Source organism: Sinomonas sp. R1AF57, from assembly GCF_002224485.1.
Lineage (GTDB): Bacteria > Actinomycetota > Actinomycetes > Actinomycetales > Micrococcaceae > Sinomonas > Sinomonas flava.
Genome location: NZ_CP022463.1, coordinates 75,470 through 92,275, shown reverse-complemented (window position 1 = coordinate 92,275; position 16,806 = coordinate 75,470). Strand labels below are relative to the sequence as shown.

16 protein-coding genes are annotated in these 16,806 nt (G+C 71.4%); 4 read left to right on the top strand and 12 right to left on the bottom strand.

Annotation, left to right across the window (positions count from 1 at the left end; translation table 11 throughout):
* Nucleotides 1–199 precede the first annotated feature (199 nt).
* Both CGQ25_RS00455 and CGQ25_RS00450 read left to right on the top strand, forming a co-directional pair.
* Nucleotides 200–478, top strand: a complete 279-nt coding sequence (locus CGQ25_RS00455) for an HPr family phosphocarrier protein (protein ID WP_208711312.1) — start codon at nucleotides 200–202, stop codon at nucleotides 476–478.
* Nucleotides 479–822: 344 nt separating this feature from the next.
* The gene (locus CGQ25_RS00450; protein WP_255405466.1) at nucleotides 823–2,502 is read left to right on the top strand and encodes an MFS transporter; all 1,680 of its coding nucleotides are present in this window, start codon (nucleotides 823–825) and stop codon (nucleotides 2,500–2,502) included.
* Nucleotides 2,503–2,510: 8 nt separating this feature from the next.
* On the opposite strand, the gene CGQ25_RS00445 is transcribed toward CGQ25_RS00450, so the two are convergent.
* Genes CGQ25_RS00445 through CGQ25_RS00425 form a run of 5 tightly spaced genes read right to left on the bottom strand, consistent with a single transcriptional unit; the run spans nucleotide 2,511 to nucleotide 6,193 of the window.
* Nucleotides 2,511–3,194 carry a pentapeptide repeat-containing protein gene (locus CGQ25_RS00445; protein ID WP_208711311.1) on the bottom strand — a complete coding sequence of 228 codons (684 nt, stop codon included), beginning with the start codon at nucleotides 3,192–3,194 and terminating at the stop codon, nucleotides 2,511–2,513.
* 17 nt (nucleotides 3,195–3,211) lie between these two features.
* Complete coding sequence (locus CGQ25_RS00440; protein WP_208711310.1) at nucleotides 3,212–3,973, bottom strand: ABC transporter permease; 762 nt, start codon at nucleotides 3,971–3,973, stop codon at nucleotides 3,212–3,214.
* Entirely contained in the window at nucleotides 3,970–4,803 is an 834-nt protein-coding gene (locus CGQ25_RS00435) for an ABC transporter ATP-binding protein (RefSeq protein WP_208711309.1), read from the bottom strand. Before CGQ25_RS00435 ends, CGQ25_RS00440 begins: the two co-directional genes overlap by 4 nt.
* 59 nt (nucleotides 4,804–4,862) lie before the next feature.
* A complete protein-coding gene (locus CGQ25_RS00430; RefSeq protein WP_208711308.1) occupies nucleotides 4,863–5,654 on the bottom strand; it encodes a DUF4097 family beta strand repeat-containing protein in 792 nt (263 codons plus the stop codon).
* Nucleotides 5,654–6,193: a hypothetical protein gene (locus tag CGQ25_RS00425; protein WP_208711307.1), complete on the bottom strand. Its 540-nt coding sequence runs from the start codon at nucleotides 6,191–6,193 to the stop codon at nucleotides 5,654–5,656. Before CGQ25_RS00425 ends, CGQ25_RS00430 begins: the two co-directional genes overlap by 1 nt.
* A 93-nt stretch (nucleotides 6,194–6,286) precedes the next feature.
* On the opposite strand from CGQ25_RS00425, the gene CGQ25_RS00420 reads away from it, so the two are divergent.
* The gene (locus CGQ25_RS00420) at nucleotides 6,287–7,294 is read left to right on the top strand and encodes a D-2-hydroxyacid dehydrogenase family protein (RefSeq protein ID WP_208711305.1); all 1,008 of its coding nucleotides are present in this window, start codon (nucleotides 6,287–6,289) and stop codon (nucleotides 7,292–7,294) included.
* Nucleotides 7,295–7,353: 59 nt separating this feature from the next.
* On the opposite strand, the gene CGQ25_RS00415 is transcribed toward CGQ25_RS00420, so the two are convergent.
* From CGQ25_RS00415 to CGQ25_RS00395, 5 genes are all read right to left on the bottom strand, one after another.
* Nucleotides 7,354–8,115: an SDR family oxidoreductase gene (locus CGQ25_RS00415; RefSeq protein WP_208711304.1), complete on the bottom strand. Its 762-nt coding sequence runs from the start codon at nucleotides 8,113–8,115 to the stop codon at nucleotides 7,354–7,356.
* 62 nt (nucleotides 8,116–8,177) lie between these two features.
* Nucleotides 8,178–9,014 carry a class II fructose-bisphosphate aldolase gene (locus CGQ25_RS00410; protein ID WP_208711302.1) on the bottom strand — a complete coding sequence of 279 codons (837 nt, stop codon included), beginning with the start codon at nucleotides 9,012–9,014 and terminating at the stop codon, nucleotides 8,178–8,180.
* Nucleotides 9,014–10,555: a GntP family transporter gene (locus CGQ25_RS00405; protein WP_369802259.1), complete on the bottom strand. Its 1,542-nt coding sequence runs from the start codon at nucleotides 10,553–10,555 to the stop codon at nucleotides 9,014–9,016. Before CGQ25_RS00405 ends, CGQ25_RS00410 begins: the two co-directional genes overlap by 1 nt.
* Before the next feature lie 97 nt (nucleotides 10,556–10,652).
* Nucleotides 10,653–11,591 (bottom strand): NAD(P)-dependent oxidoreductase, encoded by a 939-nt coding sequence (locus CGQ25_RS00400; RefSeq protein WP_255405464.1) that lies wholly within the window; start codon nucleotides 11,589–11,591, stop codon nucleotides 10,653–10,655.
* A 71-nt stretch (nucleotides 11,592–11,662) separates the two neighbouring features.
* Nucleotides 11,663–13,177 (bottom strand): four-carbon acid sugar kinase family protein, encoded by a 1,515-nt coding sequence (locus CGQ25_RS00395; RefSeq protein ID WP_208711300.1) that lies wholly within the window; start codon nucleotides 13,175–13,177, stop codon nucleotides 11,663–11,665.
* A gap of 190 nt (nucleotides 13,178–13,367) precedes the next feature.
* Between CGQ25_RS00395 and CGQ25_RS00390 the strand changes: the two genes are divergently transcribed.
* The gene (locus CGQ25_RS00390) at nucleotides 13,368–14,069 is read left to right on the top strand and encodes a FadR/GntR family transcriptional regulator (RefSeq protein WP_208711298.1); all 702 of its coding nucleotides are present in this window, start codon (nucleotides 13,368–13,370) and stop codon (nucleotides 14,067–14,069) included.
* 32 nt (nucleotides 14,070–14,101) lie between these two features.
* Here CGQ25_RS00390 and CGQ25_RS00385 read toward each other — a convergent pair whose 3' ends face one another.
* Both CGQ25_RS00385 and CGQ25_RS00380 read right to left on the bottom strand, forming a co-directional pair.
* On the bottom strand, nucleotides 14,102–14,530 hold the full coding sequence (locus tag CGQ25_RS00385; RefSeq protein WP_208711296.1) for a heme-binding protein: 429 nt from the start codon (nucleotides 14,528–14,530) through the stop codon (nucleotides 14,102–14,104).
* Nucleotides 14,527–16,713, bottom strand: a complete 2,187-nt coding sequence (locus CGQ25_RS00380) for a malate synthase G (RefSeq protein WP_208711294.1) — start codon at nucleotides 16,711–16,713, stop codon at nucleotides 14,527–14,529. Before CGQ25_RS00380 ends, CGQ25_RS00385 begins: the two co-directional genes overlap by 4 nt.
* Nucleotides 16,714–16,806 lie beyond the last annotated feature (93 nt).

Below are 16,806 nucleotides of genomic sequence, written 5' to 3'. Positions count from 1 at the left end.
CCGCCGTGAACAAGGTCCTGGAAACCATCACCCTCCCCCAAGCCCAGCACCTCGCCACCCTCGCCCTCGCCGCCCCCACCGCCCAACACGCCCGCGACACCACCCGCAACCACCTCCCCATCCTCACCACCCTCGGCCTCTGAAGACCGGTAGTCTGTGGCGGACCCGCCACGACCCTCCCAACGACAAGGAGCACTCCATGGCAGAACGCACCGCAACGATCGGCTCCCGCGTGGGCCTCCACGCCCGCCCCGCGGCCATCTTCGCCGAGGCGGCCGGCGAGGTCGGCCTCGACGTGACGATCGCGAAGGTCGGCGACCCGGTCGACGAGGCCATGGACGCCTCGAGCATCCTCTCCCTCATGAGCCTCGGAGCCGAGTACGGCGAGAAGGTCGTCCTGCGTGCGGAGGGCCCCGGCGCAGACGAGGCGCTCGACAAGCTCGTCACCGTCCTCGAGACGGACCACGACGCGGAGTAGCGCGCGCAGTTCCCGGCGCCCGCCAGCCCCCTTCCGGGGCCGGCGGGCGCCGCGCTGCATCCGGCGCGGACGGACCGTCCGAGGTCACGAATCGATAACAACCGGCCGCAACGAGGAACCGCGGCGGCGAGCAGCGCGGCCGCGCCGGGCACGCGGCGTCGTGCGCGGGCGGATCCGCGCGATGGCGGGCATGCCGGGGCCGGTCGCCGGGCTCAAGCCGCGCCCAAGCTCCCCGCCGAGCACCAGCACGACGTGATGCCCGCCATAGCGACAATCGATGTGCAGCTCTCAGATCGGATCTCCGCCTAGTAGACTTGATGGTCATGTCACGAGACCACAGTCAGATGACCGCACACGAACGGCCCCGGCGGGTCGTCTTCCGAAAGCGCCGGCTGAGAGTCGACGACGTCAATGTGGTGGACCAGCCGATGCTCAAGAGGGCCATCGGGGGGACCATCGTCGGGAACACCATGGAGTGGTTCGACGTGGGCGTCTTCGGATACCTCATCACCACCATGGGCCCCGTCTTCCTTCCCGAGGCGGACCGCACCGTCCAGACGCTGTTCCTCCTCGGGACGTTCGCCGCGACCTTCATCGCACGCCCGGCCGGCGGCGTGTTCTTCGGCTGGCTCGGGGACAAGATGGGCCGCCAGCGCGTGCTCGCGATGACCCTGATCATCATGGCCGCCTCGACCTTCGCCCTCGGCCTCCTGCCCGGCTACGCCCAGATCGGCGTCTGGGCGGCGATCCTGCTGGTCGTCGTCAAGCTCGTCCAGGGCTTCTCGACCGGCGGCGAGTACGCCGGCGCGACGACCTTCGTGAGCGAGTACGCCGCGGACAGGCGCCGCGGCTTCCTCGCGAGCTTCCTCGACATGGGCTCCTACCTCGGATTCGCGCTCGGCGCCGCGGTCGTGTCCGCGCTCCAGCTGACCCTCGGCCAGGAGGCCATGGAGGCCTACGGCTGGCGCATCCCCTTCCTGATCGCCGGCCCCCTCGGGGCGATCGCGATCTGGTTCCGCCTCCGCATCGAGGAGAGCCCCGCATTCAAGGCCTCGCTCGAGGCCCAGCAGCAGATGGCGCACGAGCTCGCGACCCACGACGAGATCGCGACCAAGGGCCCCCTCGCGATTGTGCGCAGCTACTGGCGCCAGATCCTCGTGGCCATGGTCCTGGTCGCCGCCGCCAACACGGTCGGCTACGCGCTCACGTCCTACATGCCGACGTACCTGACCACCTCGAAGGGCTACGACGAGCTGCACGGCACGATCCTGACGATCCCGGTCCTCGTGGTCATGAGCCTCTGCATCCCGCTCACGGGCAAGCTCTCCGACCGGATCGGCCGCCGCCCGGTCCTGTGGATCGGTGCCGCGAGCACGATCGTCCTGTCCATCCCGGCCTTCCTGCTCATCGGCGTCGGCACGGTCGTCACCACCCTGATCGGCCTCGCGCTCGTCGCGTTCCCTGTGACGTTCTACGTGGCGAACCTCGCCTCCGCGCTGCCCGCGCAGTTCCCGACTGCGAGCCGGTACGGCGCCATGGGGATCGCGTACAACTTCGCCGTCGCCATCTTCGGCGGCACCACGCCGTTCATCATCGACGCGCTCATCCAGGCCACGGGCAACGACATGATGCCCGCCTACTACCTCATGGCGACCTCCGTGGTCGGCGCCGTGGCGATCTGGTTCCTGCGCGAGTCCGCCCAGCGTCCCCTGCCCGGCTCGCTCCCGAGCGTCGACACCGAGGCCGAGGCGCGCGACGTCGTCGCCCATCAGGACCAGGACCCGCACATCGACCTCGAGCACATGCCGCTCACCGAGGTGCCGGTGGCGGTGGCGGACGACGGCGTGGCGCTGCAGCTTCCGCTCGACCACCCGGCCGCCGTCGAGGCAGCCGAGGAGGCCGGCGTGGACCTGGAGGCCACGGCGCTCGAGGCGCAGGTCTCCGGCGAGGCACCCGTCGCCTCAGGCCCGATCTCGGGGCCGGTGCCCAGGGTGCCCCAGCCTGCGGCGGCCCACCAGGGCTGACGCGCTGATCAGTCCCGCACGTCGATCCCGAGCTGCGCGGCCATGAGCTCTGCGAGCTCCACGGCCTGCCTGCTGCTCAGGATGGCGCCACGGAGCCCGTCGACACCGGCAACCCGGTGGAGGCGGGCTCCGCGCACGTCCACGTCCGTGAGCGAGGCGTGTGTGACGTCGAGGCTCTCCACGGTGGTGTCCTCGAACGCGACCCGCGTGGCCGTGGCACCGCCCAGGTCCAGCTCGTCGATCGCGCAGTCGGCGAACAGGACGTCCTGCAGGCTCGCACCGCGCAGGTTCACATAGCCCAGCTTGCAGCCCCGGAGCACGACGCCGCGGAACTCGCCGTCGTACAGCTCCGCGGAGCCGATGCGCGAAGCCTCGACCTCGACGCCGCGCCAGCGCGACCGCGGGGCGGCGAGACGGGGCGCCCCGAGCCGCTCGAGGCGGCAGTCGAGGAACGAGGCCGAGCGGAGGTCGGCGTCGTGCGCTGCGACGTCCCGGAAGGAGCATTCGGCGAAGGTCGTGCCCTCGAGGGCCAGGCCGGCCAAGTCCGTGCCCTCGAAGGTGAGGCCCTCGGTGCGCCCACCGGGCTCGATGTCGCCCGCGAACCCCGTGTCGAGGCCGTCGAGGCGGAGGGGGTCGAGGCGCGGAGCGGACTGGTCACGGGACGAGGGGGCGGGGCGGGACTGGCGGGCCATGCGACGAGCCTAGCCGCCTAGGACATCCTGCGGCGGTACGCGACCATCGCGAAGCCGTACGCCACGACGAGGATGCCGGTGCACCAGGCGAGGGCGATCCAGAGGTCGGCGCCGACCGGCTCCTGGGCCAGCAGGTCGCGGATCGCGTTGACGATCGACGTCACCGGCTGGTGCTCGGCGAAGGCCCGCACCGGGCCCGGCATGGTTGCGGTCGGGACGAACGCCGAGCTGATGAACGGCAGGATGATGAGCGGATAGGAGAAGGCGCTCGCGCCGTCCACCGACTTGGCGGTCAGGCCCGGGATGACGGCGATCCACGTCAGTGCGAGGGTGAACAGCACCAGGATCCCGGCGACCGCGAGCCATTCGAGCACTCCCGCCCCGGAGCGGAAGCCCATGAGGAGCGCGACGAGCACCACCACCACGACCGAGATCAGGTTCGCGACGAGTGAGGTGAGGACGTGCGCCCACAGCACGGCTGAGCGCGCAATGGGCATGGACTGGAACCGGGCGAAGATGCCTCCCTTTGTGTCCAGGAACAGCCGGTAGGCGGTGTAGGAGATGCCGGAGGCGATCGTGATCAGCAGGATGCCCGGCAGGAGGTAACCCACGTACGAGTCGGAGCCCGAGTTGATCGCACCGCCGAACACGTAGACGAACAGCAGCATGAAGGCGATCGGCATGAGGGCGGTCGTGATGATGGTGTCCAGGCTGCGGGCGATGTGGCGAAGGGAACGCCCGGTCAGGACGGCGGTGTCGCCGAGGAAGTGCGTGGTCATCGGAGTTCCTTGGTCTGGTCATGGGCCTTGCCGACGGGCTTCCCCTGGTGCTCCCCGGCGGTCTGGCCACCCACGAGTGCGAGGAAGACGTCCTCGAGGGTGGGCTGCTTCTCCACGTATTCGACCCGGGCGGGCGGAAGGAGCTGCTTGAGCTCTGCGAGCGTGCCGTCCACGAGGATCCGGCCGTGGTGCAGGATCGCGATCCGGTCAGCGAGCTGTTCGGCCTCGTCGAGGTACTGCGTGGTGAGCAGCACGGTGGTGCCGTTCGCGGCGAGCTCCCGGACGGCCTCCCACACCTCGAGGCGCGCTTCGGGATCGAGGCCGGTGGTCGGCTCGTCGAGGAAGATGACCGGCGGATTGCCGATCAGGCTCATCGCGATGTCGAGCCGGCGGCGCATGCCGCCTGAGTACGTGGACACCTTGCGCGACCCGGCCTCGGTGAGGGAGAAGCGCTCGAGCAGGCCGTCCGCAACGCGGCCGGGGTCCGCGAGGTGCCGGAGCCGCGCGACCAGCACGAGGTTCTCGCGTCCGGTGAGGACCTCGTCGACGGCCGCGAACTGTCCCGTCAGGCTGATGGAGGCGCGCACGTCCGACGCGTGGGCGGCAACGTCCCAGCCGTTGACGGCGGCAGCACCGGCGTCGGCCGCCAGGAGCGTCGAGAGGATGTTCACGACCGTGGTCTTGCCGGCGCCGTTGGAGCCGAGGAGGGCGAAGATGCTCCCGCGCTCCACGTCGAAGTCGACGCCGCGCAGCACCTCCACCTCCTTGTAGGACTTCTCCAGACCGGCCACGTGGATGGCAGGCTCGGCCGTCGGGTGGGTTGTGGGCATGACAGTACTCCTTTCCGAAGTACGTCGTTCTGCAGGAACTGCCGTGTTCTCGGCGCGCTTCAGGCCCGCCGGATGGTCACCGACCCATAGCTCGTACGGGCGGTGAGCTCGAGACGCTCGGCGGCAGCGGGGGGCGACGCCGAGCGGCTGAGTTCGTTGCGTATGCGGCCGTGGCTGGTGGAGACATCGACCTTGGCTGCGGTGCCCACAGCGATCCCGACCACGAGGTCGGAATAGGTGGACGTGATGGAGAGGCTGCCCGAGACGGCCTCGCGGACGCGGATGGAGCCGTAGGGGCACGTGACCTCTGCCGCCCCGGCGACGCGCCCCAGGGACACTTCCCCGGTCGTGCACTTGACCCGCAGCGCGCCGGTCACGTCCTCGACGCGCACTCCGCCCGTGGACGAGACGAGCGAGGCCTCCTCGCGCACGCGGCCCACCTCGACGTCGCCCGCCGAGGTCTCCAGTTCGAGTGAGACGCCGTCCTCGACCCTGACGTCCCCTGCATGGGTCTTGGCCTTGGCCCGTGCAAGGGCTCCTGTGGCGATGATGTCGCCGAAGGCCGTCGAGGCCTCCAGGTCCGAGCCCGCGGGGAGCTTAACGGTCACCACCACGGCCCCCGGGCGCCCGAGGAAGCCCAAGCCGAGGACCTTCGGCGCGAGGACCTCGAGCCGGCCTTCCCAGAAGTCGACAGCGGTCGCCTCGGCGGCTTCCTTGTCCGCCTTGCGCCCGGCGTGCACTGGAGCCACCTCGACGGTTGCGGTGTTCTGCTCGGACGCGTGCACGATGACGTCGCCGAGGCTCAGCTCGATGAGCGCGCGCACCGGCTGCTGCGTCTCGAACTGCTCCATCAGTACACCCACCCCTCGAGCCGGGAGCCGCTGCGGCCCTCAGGCGCGCCCGGGTCGGCCTGGACGGGCTTCTGGAGGGTGGGCCGGAGGGCGGCGGTGAGCGTGCGGACGAGGAACGCGTTGACGGAGAGCCCCTCCCGTTCCGCCGCCTCCTCGATCTGCGCCTTCAGCCAGTCGGGCGGACGGAAGCTGATGCGGGCGGTGCCGGCCTCGCTGGGAGGCTCCGACGCGGCGTCGTCCATGGCGCCAGACGGCACCGTCGTGACGTCGCTGCGGTCAGCCATCGCGGGTGATCCCGTGGGGTGCGTGACGACGAAGTCGATCTCCCTCCCCCGGAGGCGCAGCTCGGCGGCGCCCGGGGCCAGATCGAGCGTGACCTCCTGCATTGCCTCGGAGAGCGCGTCTTGGAGGACGAGGCGGGCGGCTGCCTGCAGCGGCAGCGCGAGCCGTTCGGCCAGCTCAACCATCTCGTCCCCGCCAAGCGCCGCAGCGTCGGCGAGGTGCCGGCTCAGCGTCAGGAGGTGCACGTCGATGTTCATGACACCATAATGACGCCATTATGGCGTCATCACAAGGGGAGATCGGCCCGCTCGAGGACGCCCCCGAGCCCTTCGGGCGTCTAGGCTGGGCGCATGACTGACGGCGCGCAGACGAAACGGCTCACCATCGCGATCCTCGACGACTACCAGGGCGTGGCCCGCGAGCTCGCCGACTGGTCCCGGCTCGAGGCGGCCGGGCACGAGATCACCGTCTTCCGTGAACACCTCGGGTTCGACGACGACGCCGTGGTCGCCGCGCTCGAGCCGTTCGACGTCGTCGTGGCCATGCGCGAGCGCACCCCGCTGCGGGCGGAGCGACTCGAGCGGCTTCCGAACCTGAAGCTCATCGTCTCGACCGGGCGGCGCAACGCCTCCATCGACCTCAAGACGACCCCGCTGAAGGGCATCACGGTCTGCGGTACCGGCTACCTGCCGGCGCCCGCCGCCGAGCACACATGGGCCCTGATCCACGCCGCGACCCGGAGGCTCGATGCCGAGCTCGGCTCCGGAGGCTCGGGGTGGACCCACGACGCCGGGTGGCAGACCACCGTGGGACGCGGGCTCGAGGGGCGGCGGCTCGGGGTGCTGGGCCTGGGCAACCTCGGCAGCCGGGTGGCGAGGGTGGGCCTCGCGTTCGGCATGGAGGTCGTGGCGTGGAGCGAGAACCTCACCGAGGAGCGGGCGGCCGAAGTCGGCGTCCGGCGGGTGGAGAAGGACGAGCTGTTCGCGGGCTCGGACATCCTCTCCGTGCACCTGGTCCTGTCGAAGCGGTCGCGCGGCCTCGTCGGCGCGGCGGAGCTGGCGCTCATGAAGCCCGACTCCGTCCTCGTCAACACCTCACGGGGCCCGATCATCGACGAGTCCGCCCTCGTCGAGGCGCTGAGGGCGGGGCAGATCGGCTGCGCGGCGCTGGACGTGTACGAGGTCGAGCCTCTCCCTGCCGACCACCCCCTTCGGACCGCGCCGCGCACCGTCCTGACCCCGCACATCGGGTACGTGACGCGCGAGCAGTACGAGGTGTTCTACCGGGACGCGGTGGAGGACATCGAGGCGTGGGCGGCCGGGTCGCCGGTGCGGGTCATGGAGCTCCCTCCCCGCTGACCTCCGTCCCCCTCCCGCGTCTGGGGGTCACCTCCTGGGGGTCACATCCTGAGGGTCACCTACGTGCGCCGCGCCCGGCGCGCGGGCCCGCCGAGGAGACGGTCGGGCAGGACCTTCGAGGCCGCAACCGTGGCCTTGTACAACACGGAAGGCACCGAAACGGCCTTCCCGGCAAGGTTGTCCCTGAGCCCGTCGCGCACTACCCGATCGGCGCGCAGCCAGATCCAGGCGGGCAGGTAGCGCGTCTCCATGCCCATCCGGCTGTGGAACTCCGTCCTGGTGAGCCCCGGGCAGAGCGCCGTGACGTGCACTCCCGATCGCCGGTAGTGGACGTTGGCCCAGCGGCTGAAGGTCAGGAGCCAGGCCTTCGCCGCGGCATAGGTTCCGCGCGGCAGGTACGCGGCAACGGACGCGACGTTGATGATGCGGCCCTCGCCGCGCGCCAGCATGCCCGGGAGCGCGGCGTGGCACAGGCTCATCGCGGCCTCGACGTGCAGGCGGAGGTGGTTCACCTCGTCCAGGAGCGTGTTGTCCTGGAAGTCGTGCAGGAGCCCGTGGCCAGCGTTGTTGACGAGGATTCCCACGGGCCTGCTCGGATCCTTCGCGCGGGCGACGGCGAAGGCTAGCCCCTCGGGGTCCGTGAGGTCGACATCCACGACCTCGACCTCCACCCCGTGCTCTGCGCTGAGCCCGCGGGCCGCGGCTTCGAGGCGCTCGCGGTGGCGGGCGACCAGGACCAGATCGTGTCCCTCGGCCGCGAGCTGGCGGGCGAATTCGGCCCCCAGGCCGCTGCTCGCCCCGGTGATCAGCGCCGTCGTCATGCGCTACAGCCTACGGGAACGTGCGCCCCTGCCCGTTGTGGGGGCGCAGCGCCCGGCGCCCCTCAGCCCCGCAGGGTGGCGAGGATGCCGCCGGCGGTGCCGCGCGCCGTCGTGCCCCACTCGGCGAGGAGTCCGGCGAGGTCCTCGCCGTCGGCCCGCCGCGCGGCCACGCCGTCCGCGACGGAGGCGAGCACCGCGGTGCGCAGCTCGGTGTTGACGTTGACCTTGCCGACGCGGAACGACGCCGCGCGGGCCAGGTCCGCGGCAGGGATCCCCGAGGCGCCGTGCAGCACGAGCGGCACCGGGCTCTCCTGCGCGATCCGACCGAGGACGTCCCAGCGGATCTGCGGCTCACCCCTGTACCGGCCGTGCACGTTCCCGATTGCGACCGCGAGCAGCTGAACGCCCGACCGCTCGACGAACGCGCGGACCTCCTCCGGGTCGGTGAGCCCGGCGGCGTCCTGGGCAAAGGCCTTGTCCTCGTCGCCGGCGAGTCCGCCGAGCTCTCCCTCGAGGACCACGTCCGGCCCGACCACGTCGCGGACGTGCCGCACGAACGCGATGTTGTCCTCGAGGGCGAACGCCGAGCCGTCCGCGAGGACCGCATCCGCACCGGCGGCGACGGCGTCGGCGATCACGCGCGGGTCGGAGGCGTGGTCGAGCTGGACGCACACGGGCACGGAGGCGCCGTCGGCGAGCGTCCGGAGCGCAGTCATGAGCCGGAGCCCATCGCGGGTGGCGGCGGTCTTGGGGGCGACATTGAGCACGACGGCGAGCCCCGCCTCCTCAGCGGCCGTCACCACGGCGGTGGCCGTGGCGAAGTCGTAGCACGTGAACGCCGGAACGGCCCCGCCCGAGAGGAGCGAGGCCGCCACGACGTCGTAGAGACGAGAGCGCATCAGTGCCCGAGCCCGCCGACGAGGAGCCATGCGACGGACGTGAGCAGGAAGCCTGCTACGCCGAGGACGGTGGTCAGGACCGTCCAGGTCTTGAGGCCGTCGGCGACCGTGAGCCCGTAGTAGCGCACCACGACCCAGAAGCCGGCGTCGGTCACATGGGAGAGGCCGAGGGAGCCGAAGCCGATCGCGATGACGATGACGGCGATCTGCGCCGGGGTGTACCCGCCGTTCTGGATCGCGGCGGTCAGGAGGCCCGTGGTCGTGACGATCGCGACTGTCGCGGAGCCCTGGGCCGCGCGGAGGGCCAGGGAGATGACGAAGCCCAGAAGGATGATCGGGAGGCCGATGCCGTCGAGGGTCGTGGACAGCGCGGCGCCGATGCCGGAGACCCGAAGGACCTCGCCGAACACACCGCCCGCGGCGACGATCATGAGGATCGAGGCGATCGGGGGCAGGGACTGCTCGAAGATCTCGCCGGTCTCCTTGAGGGACCAGCCGCGTCGCACTGCAAGGGTGAAGAACGAGATTCCTACCGCCACGAGGAGCGCCAGGAAGGGGTTGCCGATGAACGAGGCGACGCCGTAGAGGGGGTTGCTCTTCGGGAGCGTGAGGGTCCCGACGGTGCCGAGCATGATCTGCACGATCGGGGCCGCGATGAGGGCGACGATGAGGCCCGCCTTCGGCGGGGCCATGACTGCGCCCGGGGTCCTGAGAGCGGTTGCGACACCGCCGTGGCCGGAGCCGCTGTTCCCGGCGCCGCCGTGACCGTGCGGGTGCTCGTGGCCCGCGTGGACGGTCTCCGGGCTGCCGTACTCGTCGAGCTGGGCCTTGACCGTGGGCAGGAGCTCCATGGGGCGGCGGTTCATGATGCGGGCCACCCAGTAGGAGAGGAAGCCGAGCGGCACGCAGATCGCCAGGGAGATCATCGTGATGAGGCCGATGTCCGCCCCGAGGACGCCCGCGCCGGCCACGATGCCGGGGTGCGGCGGGACCGCCACATGGATCGAAAGCATGATGCCGGCCATGGGCAGGCCGAACTTGATCGGGTGCACGTTCAGGAGCTTGGCGAATGCGTAGACGATCGGGACGAGGACGATCACCCCGACCTCGAAGAACACGGGGATCGCCACGAGGAAGCCGACGAGCGTGAGCGAGACGGCGACGCGCGTGGGGCCGAACCGCTCGACGAAGTGGTCCGCGAGGGACTGGACGCCGCCGGAGACCTCGATCATGCGGCCGAGGATGGCGCCGAGGGCGATGAGCAGGGCGACCTTGCCCATCGTCGAGCCGACGCCGTTGGACACGACCGTGAAGATGTCCGTCAGCGGGATCTGCGCAGCCACGGCGACCGCGATGCTCACGGTGAGCAGCGCGACGAATGCCTGGATCTTGAAGCGGATGATCATCACGAGCAGTACGGCGACGCCGAGCGCCGCGATCGTGAGGAGGAGCGGCGTGCCGAGCTCGACGGCGGGCTTGATCGGCGCGGCGTCGGCCAGCGGAACCGCCGCGCGCGCTCCGAGGATGGTCAGGGGGTTCACTTCACTGGTTTCCTTCGACTGTGGGCCGGGCGCGAAGCCGGCAGGGGGCAGGAGGCGGTGAGGCCCGCGTCGCCGGGGGCCTGCGGGGACGCGGGCCTCAGGCGGTGCGCTTGGCGGGGGCGACGACCTTGATGACGGCGGAGTCGTCCGCGGCGGCGAGGCCCTGGGCCTGGCCGAGCAGGTAGAGCTGCTCGGCGGCCGCGGCAACGGGGGCGGCGAGGCCGACCGAGCGGGCGGCCTTGCCGACGATGCCCATGTCCTTGACGAAGATGTCCAGGCGCGAGAGGACCTCGGCCCCGTCCTCGGAGTAGGCCTCGAGCATGCGCGGCCCGCGGTTGGAGAGCATGAACGAGCCTGCGGCGCCGGCGCCGAGCGCCTCGAGGGTCTTGGCGGTGTCGAGGCCGAGCGCGTCCGCGAGGGCGAGGGCCTCGGCGGCGGCGGCGATGTGGACGCCGCACAGGAGCTGGTTGACGGTCTTGAGGGCCTGGCCGTCGCCGGGCTTGTCCCCCACCACGGTCAGCGTCGAGGCGAGGAGCGTCAGCACGGGGCGGGCCTTCTCGAAGTCCGACGGCGTCGCACCGACGACGATGAGCAGGTCGCCCTCGCCGGCCCGGACGGGGCCGCCGGAGAGCGGGGCGTCGACGAGGCCGACGCCGAGCTCGGCCAGGCGCGCGGCGGTGCCGGGGATCGCGTCGGTCCCGACCGTGCTGGTGAGGATCACGACGGCGCCCGGCGCGAGCGCGGAGGCCACGCCGTTCGCCCCGAAGAGGACCTCGTCCAGCTGCTCGCCGTTGCGGACCGCGAGCAGGAGCGCGTCGGCGCCCTCGACCGCCTCGCGCGCCGAGGCGAAGGTCGCGATGCCCGCGGCGGCGGCGAGGTCGAGGCGGGCCTGGGCGATGTCGAAGCCGTGGACGGTGAGGCCTGTGGCCAGGCGCGTGGCCATGGGCAGGCCCATCGCGCCCAGGCCGAGGACGGCGACCGTCTGGGTGGACGTGGCCGTGGCGGAAGAGGCAGCGGCGGCAGAAATGTCGGACACGGGTGTTCTCCTATGAACGGAAACGGCGGTTGGGCGGAGCGGGTTTCGGCTGCGCTCAACCCGCGAGTGGGTCAGAAGGTGGCGCTGAGGGTCTTGGTGACCTTGGCGAGGGACTCGTCGTCGCCGACGTTCCCGGCGAAGACGACATAGGGGATGCCGCGGGCTGGCCCGGCCACCGGTTCCCAGAGCGAGACGATCCCCGGGAGCATGGGCCCGCGCACGATGGCGCGGCGGATCTCGAGGCCGTGCGCGGCCACGTCGGAGGAGGTGATGCCGCCCTTGGCGATGACGAAGCGCGGGGGCGTCGTCTTGAGCACGGTGTTGACCACGCTCACGACGGCGGCGCTCACCGTGCGCGCAATCTCGAGGCTGCGCGCCGGGTCGTCGGTCTTCACGAGGGTGCGGGAGGTGTGGACGATGACGTCGCCCTCCGCGAGGGCGCGCACGACGGCGGCGACCGTCGCCTCGATGTGGGCTGCCGCCCGTTCCGGGTCGAGAAGCTGGTTGACGTCGATCTCGATCGTCCGGGCGGAGGCGTGCTGGGCGGTCAGCCGTTCTAGCTGGCGGGTCGTGAGGCCCACGTGGGAGCCGACGACGATCAGGCCGCCCGTGGCGAGGTCTTCCCGTGCGCCGCCGGTCTCGGCGGCGGCCGAGGCGCCGTAGACCTCCTCGGCGGTGAGCGGCTCGCGGATCTCCTGGCCGATCCGGCCGCGGACGAAGGGCGGTCCGACGCGGTAGAGGAGCGCCTTGCCCCGGCGCTCCGCCTCCTCGAGGCCGAGGGCGAGGGCACGGAAGTCGTTCTCGCCGGCGATGTCGGCCACGATCGGGGTCGAGCCGATGGCCGGGGCGATCGCGTCGGCGATGGCCCCTGCACCCGCGCGGATCGTTCCGAGGTCGAGGACGATCACGTCGTCGGAGCGCACGCGGCCACCGGACTTCTCCTCGACGTACGCGGGCAGGTAGGAGGTCGAGAAGCCGAAGGTCGCGTCCTTCGCGAACTCCGTCTCGCTCACGGGGGTCAGCGCGGGGTGGGCCGCGCCGTCGGTGCCGTCGCCCGCGGCGGGGCCGGCCGCCGTCGTGCGCATGAAGTGCTCGCCGCCGATGGTGAGGCGGCCGGCGTCGGGGAACGCGGGGACCATCACGACGCCGTCGACCGGCGCGCCGCCGTGCGCTGCGATGCTCTCGGCGAGGACGTCCGTCTCCAGGGGGAAGTGGCCGCGGAGGGTCGAGTCGCTGCGGCTCACGAACGCGAGGGCGGTGCCGGACTCCCTGGCAGCCTCGGTCGCCGCCGCCACGACCTCGCGGTTGCGCTCGGCCGCCTCGGCCGGGTCCAGGCTGCGCGTGTTCGTCAGGACGTAGACGGCCGCGGGACGGGCTCCGCCGATCCGGGAGCCGAAGGCCCACCGGAAGTCCTCGACGTCCCAGCGGGTGAGGACCGGGAGGTCTGCGACGGACTGCGTGCCGGTGGGGTCGTCGTCGAGGACCACCAGGACGCGGCCCGAGCGCTCGACCGCGTCCGCGACCTCGCGAGCGGAGACCTCGCGCTCGGCGGGGTAGGGGGCCAGGGCTTCTGCTTCGAGGAGCATGACGACACTTCCTTGTGCTGGGGTGGGCTAGCTGGGCGGGCGGCGTGCGCCTTCTGTAAGATGTCAGACATCTAATCTGCCCATTAGAGTGACACACAACTCAGGTCGGCGCAAGGCGAGGGCGGCTTCCGTAGACTGACGCGGGAACGGAGCCCGACCCACACGCGGAGGGCACAGGGAAGGGGAGCCGGTGGCACGCAAGTCACTCGTCGGCGAGGTGGCCGACGAGCTGCTGGACCGCATCATCTCCGGCGAGTTCGCTCCGGGCGCGCTCGTGCCGGGCGAGCTCGAGCTCGTCGAGCACCACGAGGTCAGCCGCATGACGGTGCGCGAGGCGATCAAGACCCTCACGGCGCAGAACATCCTCCGGGTCGAGCGGGGCCGGGGTACGTTCGTCAACCCGGTGAACCGCTGGAGCTCGCTGCACGCCGTGCTGCGCGCGACGAGCGAGGGAACCGACGGCAACGACGCCGCGGTCCAGCTCATCGAACTGCGACGCATGCTCGAGACGGGCGCCTGCGAACTGGCGGCCGCGCGAATCTCGGAGGACGACCTGGCGGCGCTGGACGTCTTCGTGGGCCAGATGCGCGACGCCCACGACGCCGGGGACCTCGAGCGCTTCGTAGATGCAGACCTCGCGTTCCACGACGTGATCCTCCACGCGTCCGAGAACGCTTTCGTCGCGGTGCTCTTCGAGCCGCTCAGCCGGGTCCTCGCCGAGCGGCGCTCCGAGACGTCCGCCGTGCCCGAGATTCAGGAGCACGCGATCGCGATGCACCAGAGGGTGGCGAGCGCGCTGCACAGCCGGGACCCCCACGCCGCGCGCGAGGCGATGGACCGGCATATGCAGCAGACGCTCGACGACCTGCGCGCCTACGTCCTGAAGACGTAGGCGCGCAGGCCGTGGCGGGTGCGCCGCAGAGGTCAGGCGACCTGGGCGGTGAGACCCACGGCCTTGATGGCCGCCGAGGCCGCTGCCTCGTCGTTGTCGGAGGTTTCGCCGCTGATGCCCACGGCGCCCTGGACCGAACCGTCGTCGCCCAGCACGAGCACGCCGCCCGGAACGGGGACGAGCCGGCCCCCGAGGGCGGCCGTTGCCGAGGCGATGAAGTACGGCTGCTGCTCGGCGCGCTCCATCAGGGCTCGGGAGCCCATCCCGAGGGCGAGCGCACCGTAGGCCTTGCCCTGGGCGATCTCGAAGCGGTTGTTCGAGGCGCCGTCCTGGCGCGCGGCGGCCACGAGGTGCCCGCCCGCATCCAGGACGACGACCGTCAGGGGCTTGAATCCGCGGTCGAGGCGGACGGCGAAGGCCTCCGCGACGATGGCCTGGGCAGTGTCGAGGTTCAGGCTCATGATGCGCTCCTGGTCAGGTGGCGGCTGGCCTTCTCGGCCGCACGGCGGCGGTGGAGGATCGGTTCGGTGTAGCCAGCAGGCTGCGCGGCTCCCTCGAGCAGCAGCTCGCGGGCGGCCAGGAAGGCCTCAGTGTCGAATGAGGGCGCCATCGGCAGGTAGTCGGGGTCCGCGGCGTTCTGCTCGTCGACCACCGCGGCCATGCGCCGGAGCGAGTCCTCCACCTCCTGCTCGGTGATGACGCCGTGCAGGAGCCAGTTGGAGACGTGCTGGGAGCTGATGCGGCAGGTGGCCCGGTCCTCCATCAGCGCGGTGCCGTGGATGTCCGGGACCTTGGAGCACCCCACGCCGGCGTTCACCCAGCGCACAACGTAGCCGAGCGTGCTCTGGACGTTGTTGTCCAGCTCGTTGCGCCGGGCCTGCGCATCCCACTCCCCCGGGTCCCCGGTCGGGATGGTCAGCAGCTGCTGCAGCGTCGACCGCCGGCCCCCGCCGAGCTCGGCCTGCCGGGCGTCCACGTCGACCTCGTGATAGTGGATCGCGTGCAGCGTCGCGGCCGTGGGGGACGGCACCCAGGCGCAGTTGGCACCGGCGAGCGGGTGGGCGCCCTTCTGGGCGAGCATGTCAGCGAGGTTGTCCGGGGCCGCCCACATGCCCTTGCCGATCTGGGCACGGCCGCGGAAGCCGCACTCGAGCCCGATGTCCACGTTCGCGTCCTCGTAGGCCTTGATCCATGCGGTCGAGCGCATGTCCGCCTTGCGGACCATGGGCCCGGCGAGCATCGAGGTGTGGATCTCGTCGCCGGTGCGGTCCAGGAACCCGGTGTTGATGAACACCACCCGCTCGCGGGCCTCGAAGATGCAGGCCTTGAGGTTGGCGGATGTGCGGCGCTCCTCGTCCATGATGCCGATCTTGATTGTCAGCGGCTCCAGGCCCAAGACGGATTCGGCTCCGGCGAGCAGGGCGCAGGCCACGGCGACCTCCTGCGGCCCGTGCATCTTGGGCTTGACGACGTACACGGAGCCGGTCCGGGAGTTGCCTCCGGCGCGCTCGCCGCGCAGGTCGTGCACCGAGCCGAGGCCCGTGAACAGCGCGTCGAGGATCTCCTCGGGGACCGGGTTCCCGTCGGCGTCGAGGACGGCATCGCTGGTCATGAGGTGGCCCACCTGGCGGATGAGCAGGAGGGAGCGGCCCGGCAACGTCAGCTCGGCGCCGTCGGGCGCGGTGTAGGCGCGGTCGGGGTTGAGCCGGCGGAGGTGGGTGCTGCCGCCCTTCTCCACCTCGGCGGTCAGCGTGCCCTGCATGAGCTGGAGCCAGTTGCGGTAGCCCACCACCTTGTCGGCCGCGTCGACGGCGGCGACGGAGTCCTCGAGGTCCATGATCGTGGTGACCGCGGACTCGAGCACGATGTCCTTCACGCCGGCGGCGTCCCCCGAGCCGATGCGGTGGTCACGGTCGATCTGGATCTCCGCGTGGAGCCCGTGGTGCGCCAGCAGCACCGCCTCCGGCTCGGAGGCAGCGCCCCGGTAGCCGGCGAACTGGGACGGCTCGCGCAGGCCGACGGCGCCGGCCGGGGTCTCGGCGACCAGCGCGCCGTCGACCACCCGGTACGCGGTCACGTCTGCGTGCGAGCCGCTCTCCAGCGGCACGTTCTCGTCCAGGAACTGCCGGCCGCGGGCCACGACGGCGGCGCCCCGGACGGGGTTGTAGGCGCGGGTGCGCTCGCGCCCCTCCGCCTCGTCGATGACGTCCGTGCCGTACAGCGCGTCGTAGAGCGACCCCCAGCGGGCGTTCGCCGCGTTCGCCGCGAAGCGGGCGTTGAGCAGCGGCACCACCAGCTGCGGCCCCGACACGCTCGCGATCTCGGGGTCGACACGGTCGGTCGAGATGGCGAAGTCCCCGGGCTCGTCGACGATGTAGCCGATCGAGCGCAGGAAGGCCTCGTATCGCTCCTGATCCACCGGCCCCGTACCAGCCGCGCGGTGGAACTCGTCGATCTGCTCCTGCATTCGGTCCCGGATCCCCAGCAGCTCGCGCACCTTCGGAGAGAACTCGCCGACGAGGGCGGCTGCCCCCGACCAGAAGGCCTCCTCGTCGATCCCCGTGCCCGGGAGTGCTTCGTCCCGGACGAAGGCGTAAAGCTCCTCGGCCACACTCAGCCCGTGCGTCTCCACGCGGTCGCGCATGCTTCCAACCCTTCTTCGCTTCCGCTATGCGGAACTACTTTGTCGAATAGCAAGAGACTCTACTGAGGCGGCCGCCACTCGTCAATGGGAGGT

Coding starts and splice junctions, on each gene's coding strand:
- CGQ25_RS00430 (WP_208711308.1), bottom strand. CDS start 5,654: ATGGAGCAGTTCGAGACGCAGCAGCCGGTGCGCGCGCTCATCGAGCTG.
- CGQ25_RS00450 (WP_255405466.1), top strand. CDS start 823: ATGACCGCACACGAACGGCCCCGGCGGGTCGTCTTCCGAAAGCGCCGG.
- CGQ25_RS00410 (WP_208711302.1), bottom strand. CDS start 9,014: ATGCGCTCTCGTCTCTACGACGTCGTGGCGGCCTCGCTCCTCTCGGGC.
- CGQ25_RS00385 (WP_208711296.1), bottom strand. CDS start 14,530: ATGAGCCTGAACCTCGACACTGCCCAGGCCATCGTCGCGGAGGCCTTC.
- CGQ25_RS00455 (WP_208711312.1), top strand. CDS start 200: ATGGCAGAACGCACCGCAACGATCGGCTCCCGCGTGGGCCTCCACGCC.
- CGQ25_RS00380 (WP_208711294.1), bottom strand. CDS start 16,713: ATGCGCGACCGCGTGGAGACGCACGGGCTGAGTGTGGCCGAGGAGCTT.
- CGQ25_RS00395 (WP_208711300.1), bottom strand. CDS start 13,177: ATGCTCCTCGAAGCAGAAGCCCTGGCCCCCTACCCCGCCGAGCGCGAG.
- CGQ25_RS00420 (WP_208711305.1), top strand. CDS start 6,287: ATGACTGACGGCGCGCAGACGAAACGGCTCACCATCGCGATCCTCGAC.
- CGQ25_RS00445 (WP_208711311.1), bottom strand. CDS start 3,194: ATGGCCCGCCAGTCCCGCCCCGCCCCCTCGTCCCGTGACCAGTCCGCT.
- CGQ25_RS00415 (WP_208711304.1), bottom strand. CDS start 8,115: ATGACGACGGCGCTGATCACCGGGGCGAGCAGCGGCCTGGGGGCCGAA.
- CGQ25_RS00425 (WP_208711307.1), bottom strand. CDS start 6,193: ATGAACATCGACGTGCACCTCCTGACGCTGAGCCGGCACCTCGCCGAC.
- CGQ25_RS00440 (WP_208711310.1), bottom strand. CDS start 3,973: ATGACCACGCACTTCCTCGGCGACACCGCCGTCCTGACCGGGCGTTCC.
- CGQ25_RS00435 (WP_208711309.1), bottom strand. CDS start 4,803: ATGCCCACAACCCACCCGACGGCCGAGCCTGCCATCCACGTGGCCGGT.